Source organism: Enterococcus sp. LJL120 (assembly GCF_054871765.1).
In genome coordinates this window covers 11,995-27,185 of sequence record NZ_JBTXLV010000004.1, presented here as the reverse complement: position 1 = coordinate 27,185, position 15,191 = coordinate 11,995, and the positions used below count along the sequence as shown (strand labels likewise).

20 protein-coding genes are annotated in these 15,191 nt (G+C 39.0%); 10 read left to right on the top strand and 10 right to left on the bottom strand.

Features of this window, described 5'->3' with window-relative positions:
• Nucleotides 1-33 precede the first annotated feature (33 nt).
• Genes ACYSNU_RS07605 through ACYSNU_RS07590 form a run of 4 tightly spaced genes read left to right on the top strand, consistent with a single transcriptional unit; the run spans nucleotide 34 to nucleotide 2,209 of the window.
• On the top strand, nucleotides 34-330 hold the full coding sequence (locus ACYSNU_RS07605; protein ID WP_461736584.1) for a hypothetical protein: 297 nt from the start codon (nucleotides 34-36) through the stop codon (nucleotides 328-330).
• A 14-nt stretch (nucleotides 331-344) separates the two neighbouring features.
• Nucleotides 345-863 (top strand): YbaK/EbsC family protein, encoded by a 519-nt coding sequence (locus ACYSNU_RS07600; protein ID WP_461736583.1) that lies wholly within the window; start codon nucleotides 345-347, stop codon nucleotides 861-863.
• Nucleotides 853-1,371, top strand: a complete 519-nt coding sequence (locus ACYSNU_RS07595) for a GNAT family N-acetyltransferase (RefSeq protein ID WP_461736582.1) — start codon at nucleotides 853-855, stop codon at nucleotides 1,369-1,371. Before ACYSNU_RS07600 ends, ACYSNU_RS07595 begins: the two co-directional genes overlap by 11 nt.
• Entirely contained in the window at nucleotides 1,364-2,209 is an 846-nt protein-coding gene (locus ACYSNU_RS07590) for a metallophosphoesterase family protein (protein ID WP_461736581.1), read from the top strand. The genes ACYSNU_RS07595 and ACYSNU_RS07590 overlap by 8 nt, the downstream gene beginning before the upstream one ends.
• Nucleotides 2,210-2,306: 97 nt before the next feature.
• Here the strand turns inward: ACYSNU_RS07590 and ACYSNU_RS07585 are convergent, their stop codons facing one another.
• Nucleotides 2,307-2,867, bottom strand: a complete 561-nt coding sequence (locus ACYSNU_RS07585; protein ID WP_461736580.1) for a restriction endonuclease — start codon at nucleotides 2,865-2,867, stop codon at nucleotides 2,307-2,309.
• A gap of 125 nt (nucleotides 2,868-2,992) precedes the next feature.
• On the opposite strand from ACYSNU_RS07585, the gene ACYSNU_RS07580 reads away from it, so the two are divergent.
• The 4 genes from ACYSNU_RS07580 to ACYSNU_RS07565 all read left to right on the top strand — a co-directional run bounded on the left by ACYSNU_RS07580 (nucleotide 2,993) and on the right by ACYSNU_RS07565 (nucleotide 6,335).
• A complete protein-coding gene (locus ACYSNU_RS07580) occupies nucleotides 2,993-3,307 on the top strand; it encodes a hypothetical protein (protein ID WP_461736579.1) in 315 nt (104 codons plus the stop codon).
• Nucleotides 3,308-3,507: 200 nt separating this feature from the next.
• Nucleotides 3,508-4,005 carry an AAA family ATPase gene (locus tag ACYSNU_RS07575; protein WP_461736578.1) on the top strand — a complete coding sequence of 166 codons (498 nt, stop codon included), beginning with the start codon at nucleotides 3,508-3,510 and terminating at the stop codon, nucleotides 4,003-4,005.
• A gap of 27 nt (nucleotides 4,006-4,032) precedes the next feature.
• Nucleotides 4,033-4,974 (top strand): aminoglycoside phosphotransferase family protein, encoded by a 942-nt coding sequence (locus ACYSNU_RS07570; protein ID WP_461736577.1) that lies wholly within the window; start codon nucleotides 4,033-4,035, stop codon nucleotides 4,972-4,974.
• Nucleotides 4,975-5,600: 626 nt separating this feature from the next.
• Nucleotides 5,601-6,335, top strand: coding sequence for an NADPH-dependent oxidoreductase (locus tag ACYSNU_RS07565; RefSeq protein WP_461736576.1), 735 nt, complete (start codon nucleotides 5,601-5,603; stop codon nucleotides 6,333-6,335).
• Between the two features lie 203 nt (nucleotides 6,336-6,538).
• Here the strand turns inward: ACYSNU_RS07565 and ACYSNU_RS07560 are convergent, their stop codons facing one another.
• Nucleotides 6,539-7,114, bottom strand: coding sequence for a CDP-alcohol phosphatidyltransferase family protein (locus ACYSNU_RS07560; protein ID WP_461736575.1), 576 nt, complete (start codon nucleotides 7,112-7,114; stop codon nucleotides 6,539-6,541).
• Nucleotides 7,115-7,266: 152 nt separating this feature from the next.
• Between ACYSNU_RS07560 and ACYSNU_RS07555 the strand changes: the two genes are divergently transcribed.
• Nucleotides 7,267-7,755: a hypothetical protein gene (locus ACYSNU_RS07555; protein WP_461736574.1), complete on the top strand. Its 489-nt coding sequence runs from the start codon at nucleotides 7,267-7,269 to the stop codon at nucleotides 7,753-7,755.
• Nucleotides 7,756-7,807: 52 nt separating this feature from the next.
• Here ACYSNU_RS07555 and ACYSNU_RS07550 read toward each other — a convergent pair whose 3' ends face one another.
• The 7 genes from ACYSNU_RS07550 to ACYSNU_RS07520 all read right to left on the bottom strand — a co-directional run bounded on the left by ACYSNU_RS07550 (nucleotide 7,808) and on the right by ACYSNU_RS07520 (nucleotide 12,893).
• A complete protein-coding gene (locus ACYSNU_RS07550; protein ID WP_461736573.1) occupies nucleotides 7,808-8,677 on the bottom strand; it encodes an aminoglycoside 6-adenylyltransferase in 870 nt (289 codons plus the stop codon).
• A 129-nt stretch (nucleotides 8,678-8,806) separates the two neighbouring features.
• Entirely contained in the window at nucleotides 8,807-9,238 is a 432-nt protein-coding gene (locus ACYSNU_RS07545) for a GNAT family N-acetyltransferase (RefSeq protein ID WP_461736572.1), read from the bottom strand.
• A 4-nt stretch (nucleotides 9,239-9,242) separates the two neighbouring features.
• A complete protein-coding gene (locus tag ACYSNU_RS07540) occupies nucleotides 9,243-9,674 on the bottom strand; it encodes an acyl-CoA thioesterase (protein ID WP_461736571.1) in 432 nt (143 codons plus the stop codon).
• A gap of 15 nt (nucleotides 9,675-9,689) precedes the next feature.
• On the bottom strand, nucleotides 9,690-10,289 hold the full coding sequence (lepB, locus tag ACYSNU_RS07535; protein WP_461736570.1) for a signal peptidase I: 600 nt from the start codon (nucleotides 10,287-10,289) through the stop codon (nucleotides 9,690-9,692).
• 69 nt (nucleotides 10,290-10,358) lie between these two features.
• Nucleotides 10,359-11,378 carry a DUF1002 domain-containing protein gene (locus ACYSNU_RS07530; protein ID WP_461736569.1) on the bottom strand — a complete coding sequence of 340 codons (1,020 nt, stop codon included), beginning with the start codon at nucleotides 11,376-11,378 and terminating at the stop codon, nucleotides 10,359-10,361.
• Nucleotides 11,379-11,542: 164 nt separating this feature from the next.
• A complete protein-coding gene (locus ACYSNU_RS07525) occupies nucleotides 11,543-11,725 on the bottom strand; it encodes a hypothetical protein (protein WP_461736568.1) in 183 nt (60 codons plus the stop codon).
• 58 nt (nucleotides 11,726-11,783) lie between these two features.
• A complete protein-coding gene (locus ACYSNU_RS07520; RefSeq protein ID WP_461736567.1) occupies nucleotides 11,784-12,893 on the bottom strand; it encodes an SLC13 family permease in 1,110 nt (369 codons plus the stop codon).
• 118 nt (nucleotides 12,894-13,011) lie between these two features.
• Here ACYSNU_RS07520 and ACYSNU_RS07515 point away from each other — a divergent pair, with 118 nt between their 5' ends.
• A complete protein-coding gene (locus tag ACYSNU_RS07515) occupies nucleotides 13,012-13,563 on the top strand; it encodes a guanylate kinase (RefSeq protein ID WP_461736566.1) in 552 nt (183 codons plus the stop codon).
• 109 nt (nucleotides 13,564-13,672) lie between these two features.
• Here the strand turns inward: ACYSNU_RS07515 and proS are convergent, their stop codons facing one another.
• On the bottom strand, nucleotides 13,673-15,109 hold the full coding sequence (proS, locus tag ACYSNU_RS07510) for a proline--tRNA ligase (protein WP_461736565.1): 1,437 nt from the start codon (nucleotides 15,107-15,109) through the stop codon (nucleotides 13,673-13,675).
• Between the last annotated feature and the right edge of the window lie 82 nt (nucleotides 15,110-15,191).

The following is a 15,191-nucleotide window of genomic DNA, read 5'->3' as shown; positions in this document are numbered from 1 at the left end:
TTTTACTTAGTATACCAAAAGGAGGAAAAAAACATGACCCTAATTTTTTATATCGTGACTGATTTATATGGCAGCTTGATGCTAGTTGCCAGTAGTATTATGAAAAATAAAAAACAACTTTCTTCAAAACTGCTGCTAATAAATTTAGTTGGCGGCGGCTGTGTGTTCTTAGCACCCATTAGGCCAATTTTTTTCTATGGCGGGCTAAGTATTTTATTGTGTGCAGCAATTTTGAACGGACTGAGTCTAAATGGAAGAATAAACTGGCGACATTTAGTAGTGAGATGCTTGTTTTCTCTGCTGCTACTTTATTGGCATAGCAAATTATAAAAAAGGGTGACGAGATGACGATTTTACCAGCAGCTGATATCTATCAGCGCTTAAAAAAATTAGAGATTGCCTATCAAGTTATTCAGCACAAAGCTGTTTATACGGTCGCTGATATCGATTTTGAGATTCCCGCATCTGCAGTGAAAAATCTATTACTGAAAGGGAAGGGCAAAAACAATCCCCATTATTATCTGGTGGTGATGCCAGATTCCATCCAGTTGGACTTAAAAAAACTGGCTTTATTTTTAAACGAAACACGCTTAAGTTTTGTGTCAGCTGAGGACTTAGCTAAGAAGTTCGGCCTACAGATGGGGGCGGTGGGGCCCTTGGCTTTGCCTGAAAAAAGAGGTGAGGGGAGCAGTTCTATAAAGGTTTTACTTCATCAAGATATCCCCCGCAATCAAAAAATCGGGTTTCATCCAAATCAAAATGATGCGACAGTGATTTTAGACTATGCTGATTTTTTAAAATATTTAGCAGTACTGCACTACCAGCCAATTTATTTTTCTGGGGAGGATACACATGATAAGTGACTTAACACAACAAGATGCCGCAGCGTATCATCAATTGCGGCTGCAGGCTTTGCAGGAAGCTCCGGAGGCTTTCGCGGCAACTTATCAGCAGGAAAAAGATTATACGGAAGAACAAATTCAAAAGCGACTCGCCGACAAAAATCAGAAAATGTTGCTGGGCTTTTTCCATAATCAAACTTTAGTCGGCATGGTGGGCTGCTATCAAGAAAAGGGTTTGAAGTTAGCTCATAAAGGTGTGATTTTCGGCATGTATCTGCTGCCGGAATTTCGTAAAAAAGGCTATAGCCAACAATTATTGCAGCAATTGCTTACTGAAATTCCGCAAACTTTTCCAATGATTGAACAAGTGAGTCTTTGGGTGAATGCTGAAAATTTGGCGGCCGTTCACCTGTATCAAAAACTAGGTTTCAAAGAATACGGCTACGAAAAAAACGCATTGAAGTGGGACAATCGTTATTACGATGAAATATTAATGTCAAAGCTGATTGGAGGGGGAAAAGATGGTTAAAACAATTGCATTGCTCGCTGATGTCCACGGAAATTTGACCGCCTTTAAAGCCGTGCTAACAGACTGTCAAGAAAAAGCGGTGGAGGACTATTGGTTTCTTGGGGATTTATTGTTGCCAGGTCCAACTGGCCAGCAGATTTTTGCGGAGCTAAAAAAATTAAAGCTTTCGATAGCTGTCAGAGGCAATTGGGATGACTGTCTGCTAGAGGTACTGGATAAAAAGATTGATTTAGCTAACCCAACTGACGTTTACATTGGTATGCTGACGAAATTTGTTTACCAAGGTTTGTCTTTGGAAAATATTGACTGGCTGCGAAATTTGCCATTGCATCAGTCGACGACAGTGGAAGGAATTAATTTTGGAATCAGTCATAATCTACCGACAGAAAACTCGGGCAGTAGCTTGTCAACAGTTGGCAAACAAGCTGACTATGACCGACTTTTTGAAGGGGATTTAAAAGCGTTAGATGTTGCTATTTATGCCCATGTGCACCACCAAACATTGCGCTACAGTAGCCAAGACCAATTGATTTTAAACCCCGGCTCTATCGGGCAAGCCTTTAGTTCTTGGTCCAAATTTCGTTCTGATGGCCAAGCCTATTACACAATTTTGCAAGTGGAACAAGAGAAAATTATCGACATTGATTTTAGAAGAGTTGCCTATGATGTTTCAAAGGAAATTGCTTTAGGGGAGCAATTGCAGATGCCATTTTATCCACAATATAAAGAATTAATCAGCAAACGAATCAATCATACCCATGATAAAGCACTACTGGAAAAAATTATTCAAGAAAATAATTACCGGCAAGAACTACAAGATTTTTTAAATGAATTGTAATTCTTGCGGGGTCTGTAATTATCTTGCTGATTACCAGTTGCGTTGAAATTTTTTAGTGGTTGAGCATAAAAATTTAGTTTGCAAGAAGGACGTAGCATCAGGATGCTTTTTTCTCTTTAGTAGCTTGTAATTTCTGCTGTTCCCGTAAAAGTTTTGCTAAGTCGTCACGATCCCATAAACGAAAGTTTAATTTGGTCGCTAATTCGCTAGCCGATTTCGTAAAATAATTATTGGTGATAACAATCCCTTGATCTAAGCCGTAGTAACCTAAGCCGGCGTGGACCTCTTGGACCGCTTTATTGCCAACTTTTTTCTTCCAGCGTTTACACTGAAATCCATAAGAAACACCATCTTTTTGAGCTAGCAGGTCGATGCCTTGATCACCGACTCTGCTGGTTTCTTTGATTTTTAGGTAACCAACTTTAGTCAATAAAAATTTTGTGTATTGTTCAAATTCAATTCCCGACATTTCATCAATAGTCGCCAGCTCCGCTCGAGCAAAACGGTGCTTTTGACTGAAGACCGGATATAAATTCAACAATAGCCATAACAAAAGACAAAACAGCAACCCATACAAATAACGCTGATCTTTTTGTAGGAAAAAAATCAGGCCACAATAAACCGCTATTGCCCCAAAAAAATTGCCCAAGTTTTTCATAGCAAGCCCTCCAGTTCACTTTTGAGTACATTTATACTACTATGTTATAATTTAACTAGATTTCTTTCAATAAAATACGCAAAAATACTGCTGAAATCATTGAAAATATGAAGGGAGGAAGGCAAGTGTTTACCTATATTTTTCTGAGTCTGGTGATTTTCGGGTTTTTAATTCTGGCAATTCAACTGTTTCGTGGTAAATGGCTGCGCTTAATTGCTGGCAATACCTTTGGTGACTTGCCGAAAGAAGCCGCCATTAGAGCTGGGCGAGTAGTTGGGTGGCTGCTAGTTGGGCTGATTGTTTTATTTGGTTTAATCATAGCGGACACGTTTTTTCATATCTTTGGAGCATTGATTAAACTTATTTTGCTTGTTATTACAATTACGTCCTTCTATCTGATTTTTAAATATTTGCGCCATTGGGTTAAGACGGGAAAATAAATGTTGGCAAACAAGTTAGCATCAGTGCCTTTCGAAAGTGGGCTAAAGTGCTTATCTAGTTGTTTGTTACTTTCAGCAAACATTTTTGAAAACCAATTTTAGTTCTGAAAATTAGTTTTAGAAGTCTGAAGGAAAACTTAATCCTAGATTTCAATCTACGAATGGACTCTAAGAACATTTTTAAGGAGAGGTAACCTGAAATGAAAAAGCTTATCTTGATTGGTGGCCCAATGGGGATTGGGAAAAGTACCGTGACTGCTGCATTAAATGAAGAGTTAGACAACTCAGTGATGTTGGATGGTGACTGGTGCTGGCAAATGCATCCGTGGCAATTTACAGAAGAGAATAAAAAGATGGTTTTGAAAAACATTCAATTTTTGCTGCAATCCTTTATTGATAATTCAAGCTTTGAATTTATTATTTTTTGCTGGGTGATGGATCACCAAGAAATAATTGAGGATGTTTTAGCGGGATTGAAGCTATCCGATACGGAAGTAATTTCTATCTCACTTGTTGCGAGCCCGCAAAAATTGACAGAAAATATTCAAGCTGACATTGTAAAGGGTCTCCGGAGCTTCGATTCAATTGCTACGGCAATAGCTCGTTTAGAAAATTATCGAGGGGTTGAATCGATAAAAATCGATACTACTGCTTTAGATGTTTCAGCAGCAGTTGCTGAAATCAAAGAACTGATTTAGTAATTTTGTTTGAGAAGGGAAGAGACCATGCAGGAAATTTTTCAAAAAATTGAGGACTTTGATAAGTGGCAGTCTTATGAGGTAATTAAGAAAGGCTGGTCAGATGATGTCAAAATTTCTGCCGCAATCAACAACAAGCGTTATTTATATCGCTTGTTTTCCAATGATTTATTTGCTGAAAAGTTAGCAGAGTTTCATTTTGTTGAAATTGTTTATCAAACTGGTATTCAATGTTCTCAGCCAATTTCGTGCCGGCAGATTAATGATTCTGAATGGGCTTACATGAAATTATCTTATCTAGAAGGGGAGACTTTATCAGGAGTTCTCTCAGATTTGCCGGTATCAGAGCAATATCAATTAGGCCAAACTGCAGGGAGATTTCTAAAAAGGCTTCATGAGCAACCTCTTGAAGAAAAAATTTTAGCAGAGGATTGTCTACAGCAAGTTATTGCAAAAAAACGCCGCCAGTTGGACCGCTATTTGCAGGCTAATTATCATTTAGATAATCAAGATGCGATGATTGATTTCATTCAGCAAAATCTTGATTTTATAATGCAGCAACCAATAACTTATCAACATGGCGATTATCATCCTGGTAATTTAGTTTTGCAGCCGGACAATACTTTAGCGGTGATTGATTTTAATCGCTGGGATATCGGTGATCCTTTTGAGGAATTTGTCAGAGTTGAAGCTTTTACCGTCGAAGATTCAACAGCTTTTGCGTGGGGCCAGATTTCTGGTTATTTTAATGACAATGTGCCGGAAAGCTTTTGGCTATTGTTCAAAGTTTATGCTTATCATACGGCGTTATTTAGTATCATTTGGTCAGAATCTTTTGGTAAAACTGCTGTCAATGACGCCATCCAAAGTTATCACCGAATTGCTGATGACTACGCAAATCAAAATCATAATCAACCTAGATGGCTTGCTGAAATCAAACAACAGCTTAGTTTGTTAGAAAGTGAATAGATTTAAGTTTTGAATTCCAAATAGTAAAAAGAATAGAGAAAATATTAAGTTATGTATAGATAGTGGATTAGTAAAAGAATCAGTAGGTGGGTTGAAATGAATTGGATTTCAATCTGCTTTTTTCTATTTAAAACAAAGTTAACTTTGTATAATATATATTATGTAAACTAAGATATAAAATTTTAGCTGCTCGACATAATTCCAGACAATTCTACTCGTTTTAACCTCTCCTCCGCCTGCAAAATCAAAGTATAAAATGCAGATTCTATAAAATCGCTGTTCTATTGCTAAAACGAATCGAAATTACGAAGAAAAATAGTTGAAAGTTTTTTTTGCCAGTTTAGGTTTATGTTTCACCAGTCTAGCGCTGTGAATTAAATCAATATTGCTTGCTTTGAAATAATTGATATTTTAGTCATAACTATTAAACTTTATTTTCATTTACATGATCAACTTAAAATCACAAAAGGAAAATCTCCATCATCTAGCCACAATTATTATTGCTTTAGATTCTTTATTAAAATTACTGACATTAATAAAAAAACTTCCTCACTTAAACTTCTAACCAGTATTCTTTTTCTTAACTCTGTTACACTGTTACTATCACTATTTTAGGAGGTTTTCTTTTGGATTTATTTGAAACCATGATTCAACATACATCAGTTCGAGATTTTACTCAGCAGGATATCCCGAAGGCATTAAAGGAGCAATTGGTGGCTGCCGCTCAGAGTGTCTCTTCCTCAAATTTTTTACAGGCCTATTCCATTATTGAAATTCGTAATCCTGAAAAATTGCGTGCTATTGAGAGCTATAGTCGTAATCCGGGATTTATTTCACAGGCTGGGACCTTTTATGTATTTGTTGCAGATTTGCAGCGGCATGCCAGAATTTTGCAGGCGCAGCAGAAAGATACTACCCATTTAAAAACGATGGAACCGCTGCTTGTGTCCATTATTGATACGACTTTGGCAGCTCAAGGCATGGCGACCTTTGCTGAAAGTCAAGGTCTGGGCATTTGTTTTATCGGCGGTGTTCGCAATCAAATTTTTGAAGTTGCGAATCTTTTGGAATTACCACCGCTGACTGTCCCCTTATTTGGTTTGGTAATTGGTTATCCAAAAAATAAAAATCAAGTGAAGCGACGACTGCCAAAAATACTTGCTGCACCAATTGACCGCTATCATTTTGATATGAAGGAAATTACAGATTATGATTTAGCCATGGAAAACTACTACACTCAGCGAAGTAACAATCAGCAGCAAACCAACTGGAGCCAAAAAGTCACTGATTATTTTGCCACTGCCAAACGACCACAGTTGAAGGACTTCTTAAAACATCAAGGCTTTACCGAGATAAAATAGAAGCTGTAACACTAGATTAAACAGAGAAAATTTTTCTGAACAATAGCCGACATGCACCACAAAATATTCAGAATTTGCGATGAGGAACTCCTGGGCTGCAGTCCTACACGCACTTTCTGTCTCGAAAACCCACCGAATCACAGAGACAAATACAATATCATTCAAAAATCTATCTGTTCACATGACTACTGTCACAGTCATTTCTATATTTTTTCTATCATAAAGATAGATTTGACTTGAAAATCATACTCTCTGCTCAACAAAATAATCGATAATTCTTCGATAACCGCTAAGCTGGCAAGCAGTAAAAATGCCAGCAATAAAAAGTTGCTGCTGGTTTCGATTTTTAAATATTGCTCCAGATAACCGTCCAGATAATCGTAGAATGGAACAAAAAAGAGACAAATCCATGCCCAGCGATTTAAAAACGTGGGCATCACGAGAATAAATCGTTGAAATTTATCATAGGCAATAACGATTGCCACCACTTTAAAAAACAAAATACCTGCTAACCAAACAAGTTCCCATGAAAGCAATGTTTGCTGAGGGCCCAATCTGATTAACGCAATAAATAAAAAGGCTAAGTCGCCGATTAAATCAGCATGAAAACCAGCTTCATCTGCAATCCCTGCTGATTTGGCGATACGGCCGTCGAGAATATCACTGACACCGCAGTACAAATAAATTGCCAAGAATTCCCAAGATTCTGTCCCAAAGAAAATTAAGAAGGGTGCTGCTATAATTCGCGAAAAACTAAATAAATTGGCTAAGACCCGCATCCTGTCACCCTCCCCTTACACGCCTTTATCATAACATAAATTTTTTAGAAAGTTGATAGCTTGAAAGGGTTTCTCTCTCTGTTAATTTATGTCATAATAAAAAAGAAAGCGGATAAAATAACGTAACAAGCAAGAATCAAGGAGATGATTATATGAAAGTAAAACTATTGGGTGTCACCCTTTTAAGCGGATTAATATTAGCTGGCTGTGGTGGTAGCGATTCTGCCAACAGCACGGCTAGCTCTACTACAACGACAATTGAAAGCAGCTCAGTGACGGAGGATAGCAGTATGACTAGCATGGTTGACACAACTGAACATTTAGAAAGTGTGATTGTTTCCAATGAAAATAATGTTTTAGTCGTTGCCCGAGTCGGTCAAGGCACCGATATGTATCGACTTGAAGTTGATTTGGACAAGGTGAAAATGGAAAATGGTAATGAACCAGCGACGAGCGAATTGATTGCCGGCTTAGTGGTTAACATCACTTATAGCGGAATCATCGGCTTTAGCTACCCAGCCTTTATTCCAAATTACAGCGAAATTTTAGTCACTGAAGAAACTGACCAAGCGACTCTGGATGCCGCTTTAGAGGCGCAAAGAAGTCTGATGGCGACTGACTCCAGTATTACAGAAGAATAATAAAAAAATTAGGAGAAACCTGTAGCAATAGCCAGATGTTTCTCCTAATTTTTTATAGTTTGAATGTTTCAGCTAAATCATTTTCCTGCTTGCTTAAAAGATATTTCTCAGGAATTTTTGGTAATTCCTGTAAAAAACCTTCAGACAAGTGAAACTCATTTTTAAGCAGCTGGAAAAATTTCATTGTCAATGCCATTAATTGCAGCAGTGAAGTATAAATCGCTTCAGAGCCGTCAGAATGATAGGTTGCCAGTAGTGCTGCCCTCTCGTTTTCATCGAGTAAAGGCAAAATTTGTGTTTGCTGTTTGCCATAACTGCGTTCAAATCCATAAGTCAAGGCCGTTTGCCAGGTCATCAGTCGAATCACTTCATCCCGGGTGATTCGTAAATAAAATTGATCCAGCAGCAATTCTCCCCGCAAAGTTGCCTTCAAGACACTGAGGGATTGCCACCAAAATTCTTTAATAGAAGCTATCACGGCTTTTTGAGAGGGATAGGTCAGCCAATAATCTTGATCTGTTGAGACAATTTGCTCAGTCAGTCCCTCTTTATCAGCAATAATTTGAGTCAACGAATCTTCCTCTAAATACTCCGGTAACAGTTTCAAAGAACGAAACTGGAAATCAATTCGCACCCCATTGGTATATTGAACTAAAAAAATGTAGCCTTGGTCTTTTGGAAACCAAGGCGGCGATAAATCGTCATCCTCGGGTTCTGTCATAATTAAAACCTCACCAAAGTTTTGTAAAAAATCTTGCTGAAGTCGATATTTCTTAACTTGATCGGTGAAGAACACCACATCGTAATCTTTAAATTTATCATCAGCGATTTGTGGGTTCACCCGTGAGCCATTCATGGCAAAGACTCGCAAGTCTGCATTTTCCACAAAAAATTTTTTTAATAAACGCATCGTTTGATCCATCGAAGACTCCTTTTAAAATGGCAACACTGTTGATAAAGACTCTTTTTAAAATAGCAATTCAGCTGACTCATTGAAACGTAGTAAATACGGTGAGTTATCTACTTTTTTCCCCAATCGCTTAAACCATTTTTAAGTATTTTCGATTCCTGTTAAATCCATTAACATAAAATATTTAGTAGTCCCAGCAAATGGCATATCAGCGACTTCGGCGATAATTGCAAAACCATAATCCAGATAAAAATCCCTAGCCTGAAAATCCTGTGTATTGATTGTGATAAAGCGACAGTCATTTGTTAAGGCAAAGTCTTTGGCTTGATTTAATAGCTGAGTCCCTAAACCTTGCTGACGCACTGCCGGTTTAGTCGCCAACAGGCTGATATGCAGAGTGTTTAGCCATTTGTGACCGCTGATTCCGCCCAGATAGCTGCCTTCAGAAAATGCTGCAAAAGAAAATTCAACAGCTTTACCGATAGGCCCATCACTATTTTCTAATTGATGTTCGTTTAAAAGTGCCGTCAGTTCTTGATTATTTTTTTGCAGTGAGTAGTCAATTATCTCCATTTAGTTACTCCTTTGTCTGATTTTTTAACGCTTCAAACTGATGATGCACTTCAGGAAAACTTTTCTTTAAACTGATGAGCCGGCCAGTTTCCTTGGATAAAAAGCAATGCTGACTGGCGCCGGTCGTATAAAGTTTGCCACTGGTATCTTTGATTTCATAAGTAATTGTCAGACGGGTTCCTGTATAAGCTTCTACGGTTGAATAAATCAAGACTTGGTCATCAAAATGAACCATCTCTTTATACTGACAATCTACGGCAAGCACTGGGATGATAATTCCCAGCTCTTCGATTTTTTGATAAGAGATTTGATTTTTTGCGAGAAAATCTAAACGAGTTTCTTCAAACCAGCGAATGTAATTGGAATGATGGATAATTCCCATCTGATCGGTTTCATAATATTGAGCTCTTCTTAGATATGGGCTGTTGTCTGTCATGGTCTCCCCTTTTCTTTAATGTAAAATGCCAAAATCAGTTAGTGGGCGGTAACGGAAATGGACCACGCCGATAATTTCCTCTGCTGAAATCAGGCCAAAGGTCCGGCTGTCCTCAGAATTATTGCGATTATCCCCTAAGACGAGATACATCTCATCAGGAATTGTTGCAGGCATGGCTTCACCGGCTAAACTCGGGGTAATTTCCAAAATATCCTGCAGGTCAAAATTCCAAAAAGGACTACTGTAATTGTCCTCAGGCTCTAGATGGTCCTCTGGAGTGACCTCTCCATTAATATACAACACCCCATCATCAAAAGCCACATCATCTCCAGGCATTCCAATCACCCGTTTGACATATTCTTCAGCCGGCTGTCCCGGTGGATTAAAGGCGACAATATCAAAGCGATCGACCTTTTCATAATTAAAAATTAAAACCCGATCGCCATCAGTCAACGTCGGGTTCATGGAATCACCATCAACAACTCCTTGGGAAACGAAAAAGCCGAAAAAAATAACTAGAAAAAGCAAAACAGCCGCTAAAATAATCAGCAAAATCGACCGCTTTGTCAAGGGTACTTTTTTATTCAGCTGTTCCACCAATTCCTGACTTTTCATCTTTTCACCACCATCAAAACTTTTCTTGTAACACCGTAGCACGCTAAAAATTCTTTGTCAAAAAACCTATTAATTAAACAAATTGGTAAAGAAGTCTTTAACCGAGGTCCATAAATTTTGGAAAAAGCCTTCGTTAGCCTTCAAGGCATCTGTTAATCCGCCAAATTGGTCGCCTAATTGGCTGAGGGTATCTTTAAAGCTGTCTGAAATTTTTTGCAGCTGATCTAAAGATTCCTGTGATAAAACGCCATCAGTCTCCAAATACTTTTGCGCCAAGGCAATCAACTGATTGATGCTGTCTTGAGAAATATATTGCGACAAATCATTGTCCTTTAAGGCTTGGTTGACCACATTTTCAACATCTTCAGCTGTGACATTGTCCCCTTGCGCTTCTTTGAGGGTGGCCAACTCTGTTTTAATATCAACTAAAGCTTGGTTCAATTGTGTTTGATAAGCTTCATCTGCGGCTGATTGTTCTTCAGAAGATAACGTGCTGTCTTGAGATGCCTCGCTGGTAATTTCATCGGCAATATCTGTGGTTGTTGTTAATTCTTCTTGCGCCAGTTGCGCGCGGTCAGGATCAATCGTCACGCCATGGGCTTCAAAGGCTTTATAAACCCCCGTTAAGGCACTTTCGCCGGTGACTTGCACAACGCTAGCCACTTCAATTGAGGTATCGGTGATGCCGGCAGTTACCAATGGATTCATATATTGCTCCGCCGTAATTAACGTAATATTAGCAGGCGTCACAATATCCACTTGAATACCGCTGCCGCTTGCTTCTTTGGTTACAACAACGGAACTTAACATAGCGGAATCATCACCAGAACCGGAGCCAAGATAATTAATTAAATCTTGAGCCGTTGCTACCTCCGTATCGACATCAGTTGCAGTAATATTTAATAAACTCATGGTTTCATTTAATTGCGCGGCTGTTAATCCGGCGCCAGCGACAAACATCGGTTTATCCCAGGTTGTTTCTTCACTAGTAGTTGAACTGCTAGTGGCTAAAGCTGCTGTGGGAATTGTTAAAAGACTGCTGAATAGTAAAGCAGTGCTTGTAAGTAAGCCAATTTTTGAAATTTTCATGGTAGACTCCTTTCGTTTCTTTAATTTTAGTCTATTCGTAAAGGCAATCAGTCAAAAAAATGTTATCTTAAGCCATTATTTAAAATGCTTGATTTTTCTTAAAGTTCTAAGCAGCAAAAAAAGCTCTAGGATAAAGTGTAACAGATTTTATCCCAGAACTCCCTTTACATGTCTTTAGTTAAAAAGTGAATGGCGCCTTGATCATCCCTAGAGAGAATTGTTTTCTCCTTTAAATAAGTAAAGGTTAATTCAGGGATGCTAGCATCTTGGAGCATTTTTTCGTAGCCTTCAAAAATATTGCGAATATAGGCTTTATAAGCCACTTTTTTCTTTAATCTTTTTTTCATGGGACACCTTCCTCATGTCATATCTTACCAATTTATCAAAGGCTCCTCAAGAGTCAAATTAGAAAAAATTAAAGAGGCTGAAGAAAAGTAAAAAGACGGCTAACAGGCAGAAATTTAACAGGGAAAAATTTCGCAAAAGCTGCCCCTTCTCCCCTGGTGCATAAAGGGAGAACACTCTAAAGCCGATTAAATTAGCTAAGGAAGCGACTAAAGTCCCAAGCCCACCGATGTTGACCCCTAAGAGTAATGCTTGACTTTGTTCAGTGAAGGGAGCTAACAGCAAAGCTGCCGGTACATTGCTAATCAGCTGACTAATTAAGCTGGAGCCCACCAGCACTGACAAGAAATTTCCCATGATGTTTTGGATAAACGTAACAAAGGTTGGAATTTCCGCTAGATTGCCGACGATTAAAAAAAAGAACACAAAAGTTGCCAAGAGCCGATAATCGACTTCTTTTAGGGCTCTTAAATCAGCTAAGACCACTAATAAAATGCTGACAACAACTGCTATTGTCAGCGGCAGAATATGCAGGATTGCCAAAATCATCAGAAGCAGACCAACGAGCGCCAAAGCCAATTGCTTGGTCGAAATTTTTTTCAGCTGCGGACTGTTGACCTCTAGAGGATTTTTATTGATAAAACGTGTGATAACTAAGAGACTAACGGCTGACAATAGGAAAAATGGCAGCATCCAGACTTCAAATTGGCCAAAAGGCACATCGTAATAGCCGTACAAATATAAATTTTGCGGATTGCCAAAGGGCAGACTACTGCTCCCTAAATTTGCGGCAATAATAATCAGTGTGGTTCCAAGAATTTTACTTTTAAAGGCTTTATTGTGGCCGATAATTTTTAAAAACACCGGCAATAAAGTTAAAATCGCAATATCATTGGTGAGAATCATCGATGAAAAAAAAGCTAAAAAAGTCAGATTGGTGACTAAGGCCCGTTCATCTTTGGATAATTGAATCAGCTTGGCGGCAAAAAAATCCAACACTCCAAGTCTTTCAAGGACCTTGATAACTGCCATCAGACCAAGTAAAGTCAAAATCACATCGCCATCAACGAATGACAAAGCAAAGCGCCCTGCCCCGCAAGCGATAATTGCTAAAATAAATGACAGGCTAAACAGCAAATCACTTCTAAAAAAATTGATAAAAGTTTTCATTTTTCCACTCCCAAGATGATTATAGCATTGTCTAGACTTTTTTCAGTCTAAAAAGTGGCTGGATTTGCCAACTTTTGTGTATACTGAGAATAATCTAGAACTTGAGAAGGCGGAGCGTATGAAAAATCTTTGTTATATCTTTGTGGGCCCCAGTGGTTCCGGTAAAACTAGCTTGGCTGAAGCGGTGTTTCATCAGCAGCAAAAAGTGATTTCCCACACCACCAGAGCGCCTCGCCCCGGGGAGATTTCTGGGCGGGATTATTTCTTTGTGACGCCGAGAATTTTTGAACAAATGATTGCTGAGGAAGCCTTTGCGGAATTTGACCGCTATAATGGCAATTATTATGGGGTTTCCTTAAAAGCGATTCAAGAAAAATTGCTGCAAGATGACTGTTTTGATGTGCTGACTTTGCCGGGATTTATCAACCTTTATCAGCGCTTTGGTCAGCAGATTATTCCTGTGCGCTTAAATATTTCAAAGGAAGAAACGAAAAAACGGATGCTGCAACGGGGGGAAGACGATCAAAGTATCACTAAGCGCTTGGCCCTCTTTCAAACGGAGGTCAAAGCTAATCAAAGCTTAGATCGCTATCCTCTCTTGATTGAAATTGATGCCAATCAAAGTTTAACCGCGATGACCCGTGAATTTAGGCAAAAGAAAAAAGCATAACTAAAAAGCCCACTAACTTTTTAAGAAGATGAGCTGTCTGGAAATGTTAACATTTCTAAGGACAGCTTTTAACTTCAGTGTTAGCGGGCCTTCTTATTGTGTAAGCAGCTTAATAAGCTCTAGCAATCCAGACTGTGTGTTTAGCTGGTTTGCCACTGATTAAGTCAACAGTTTTTTCAACAGGTGGATTAAAGGGAATATTTCTGGTCGTAAAACCAGTTTCCTCTTTAATTTTTGCTTCGGTTTCCTCGCTACCATCCCAACCGATTAAAACAAAGCCCGGGACTTTGTCTTCGGCTTGTGATTTTTCGATATGGGCCTTTAAATCTGCTAAGGTTTCGATTTCTAAATGTTCATTTTCTTGATTACGCAATTGAGCCTTTTCTAGTAGACGAGGCGTCATCAATTCCAGTTGCGCTTCAACGTAGCCCTCTAAGTCCGCAAAATCAACAGCTTCCTTATCAGCTAAATCCCGCACCTTAACCATCGCATGATTATTTTCTAAATCCCTTGGTCCGCATTCAATCCGCACACAAGCACCTTTTAATTCCCATTCATTAAATTTATAACCAGGAGAATTGTCTGTGTCGTCTAGGCGAACACGATAGCCTTTATTTTTAAGGCTGGCAAAAATTTCCGACAATTTTTCTAAAATCGCTGGATTTTTCTTCCACGGGCCGACTGGCATCAAAACAATTTGTGTTGGCGCCACAGTTGGTGGGAAAACTAGGCCGTTTTCATCTCCATGGGTCATAATCAAGGAGCCAATCAAGCGAGTGGAAGCTCCCCAAGAAGTTGTGTGAACATGAGTGTGCTGATTTTCCTTTGTCAAATATGTGATGTCAAAGGCGTCAGCGAATTTTGTCCCTAAATAATGGCTGGTTCCCGCCTGCACGGCTTTGCCGTCTTGCATCATCGCTTCAATTGAATAGGTATCGACTGCGCCAGCAAAACGTTCGGAAGGAGTTTTTTGTCCTTTGTAGACCGGAATGGCCAAGAATTCTTCGCATAGGCGAGCATATTCTTCTAAGACACTCATGGTTCTGATGCGGGCATCTTCTTCATTGGCATGGGCAGTGTGGCCCTCCTGCCATAAAAATTCTGAAGTTCTTAAAAATGGTAAAGTTTTCTTTTCCCAGCGGAAGACATTCGCCCATTGATTAATTTCATAGGGCAGATCCCGGTAAGAATTAATCCAATCGGAAAAGGCTGAACCAATCATTGTTTCAGAGGTTGGTCTCAGGGCTAAGGGTTCTTCTAATTTTTCATTGCCGACTTCTGTGACCCATGGCAATTCTGGAGCGAAGCCTTCAATGTGATCGGCTTCCTTCATAAAGAAGCTTTGGGGAATGAGCATGGGAAAATAAGCATTGCGAATCCCTTCTGAACGTAAAAATTTGTTGAACTCCTCTTGAATGTGTTCCCACAATTCATAGCCATCTGGCCGGAAAATCATCGAGCCTTTGACTGGCGAGTATGACATTAATTCCGCCTTTAAAATCGTCTGGATGTACCATTCTGTAAAATCATTTGTCTGTTTTGCCATGTTGTTCCTCCTGATAAAATTGTAAGTTAGTTGCGCTTGCGGCCGGCTACAAATTTCAGCAAATAAAAAAAGCATCTCATCC

Excerpts from the sequence above, each read along its gene's own strand:
- ACYSNU_RS07530 (WP_461736569.1), bottom strand. The coding sequence starts at position 11,378 with ATGAAAATTTCAAAAATTGGCTTACTTACAAGCACTGCTTTACTATTC.
- lepB (WP_461736570.1), bottom strand. The coding sequence starts at position 10,289 with ATGAAAAGTCAGGAATTGGTGGAACAGCTGAATAAAAAAGTACCCTTG.
- ACYSNU_RS07570 (WP_461736577.1), top strand. The coding sequence starts at position 4,033 with ATGCAGGAAATTTTTCAAAAAATTGAGGACTTTGATAAGTGGCAGTCT.
- ACYSNU_RS07545 (WP_461736572.1), bottom strand. The coding sequence starts at position 9,238 with ATGGAGATAATTGACTACTCACTGCAAAAAAATAATCAAGAACTGACG.
- ACYSNU_RS07540 (WP_461736571.1), bottom strand. The coding sequence starts at position 9,674 with ATGACAGACAACAGCCCATATCTAAGAAGAGCTCAATATTATGAAACC.
- ACYSNU_RS07585 (WP_461736580.1), bottom strand. The coding sequence starts at position 2,867 with ATGAAAAACTTGGGCAATTTTTTTGGGGCAATAGCGGTTTATTGTGGC.
- ACYSNU_RS07590 (WP_461736581.1), top strand. The coding sequence starts at position 1,364 with ATGGTTAAAACAATTGCATTGCTCGCTGATGTCCACGGAAATTTGACC.
- ACYSNU_RS07520 (WP_461736567.1), bottom strand. The coding sequence starts at position 12,893 with ATGAAAACTTTTATCAATTTTTTTAGAAGTGATTTGCTGTTTAGCCTG.
- ACYSNU_RS07575 (WP_461736578.1), top strand. The coding sequence starts at position 3,508 with ATGAAAAAGCTTATCTTGATTGGTGGCCCAATGGGGATTGGGAAAAGT.
- ACYSNU_RS07515 (WP_461736566.1), top strand. The coding sequence starts at position 13,012 with ATGAAAAATCTTTGTTATATCTTTGTGGGCCCCAGTGGTTCCGGTAAA.
- ACYSNU_RS07595 (WP_461736582.1), top strand. The coding sequence starts at position 853 with ATGATAAGTGACTTAACACAACAAGATGCCGCAGCGTATCATCAATTG.
- ACYSNU_RS07550 (WP_461736573.1), bottom strand. The coding sequence starts at position 8,677 with ATGGATCAAACGATGCGTTTATTAAAAAAATTTTTTGTGGAAAATGCA.
- ACYSNU_RS07560 (WP_461736575.1), bottom strand. The coding sequence starts at position 7,114 with ATGCGGGTCTTAGCCAATTTATTTAGTTTTTCGCGAATTATAGCAGCA.
- ACYSNU_RS07600 (WP_461736583.1), top strand. The coding sequence starts at position 345 with ATGACGATTTTACCAGCAGCTGATATCTATCAGCGCTTAAAAAAATTA.
- proS (WP_461736565.1), bottom strand. The coding sequence starts at position 15,109 with ATGGCAAAACAGACAAATGATTTTACAGAATGGTACATCCAGACGATT.
- ACYSNU_RS07555 (WP_461736574.1), top strand. The coding sequence starts at position 7,267 with ATGAAAGTAAAACTATTGGGTGTCACCCTTTTAAGCGGATTAATATTA.
- ACYSNU_RS07605 (WP_461736584.1), top strand. The coding sequence starts at position 34 with ATGACCCTAATTTTTTATATCGTGACTGATTTATATGGCAGCTTGATG.
- ACYSNU_RS07525 (WP_461736568.1), bottom strand. The coding sequence starts at position 11,725 with ATGAAAAAAAGATTAAAGAAAAAAGTGGCTTATAAAGCCTATATTCGC.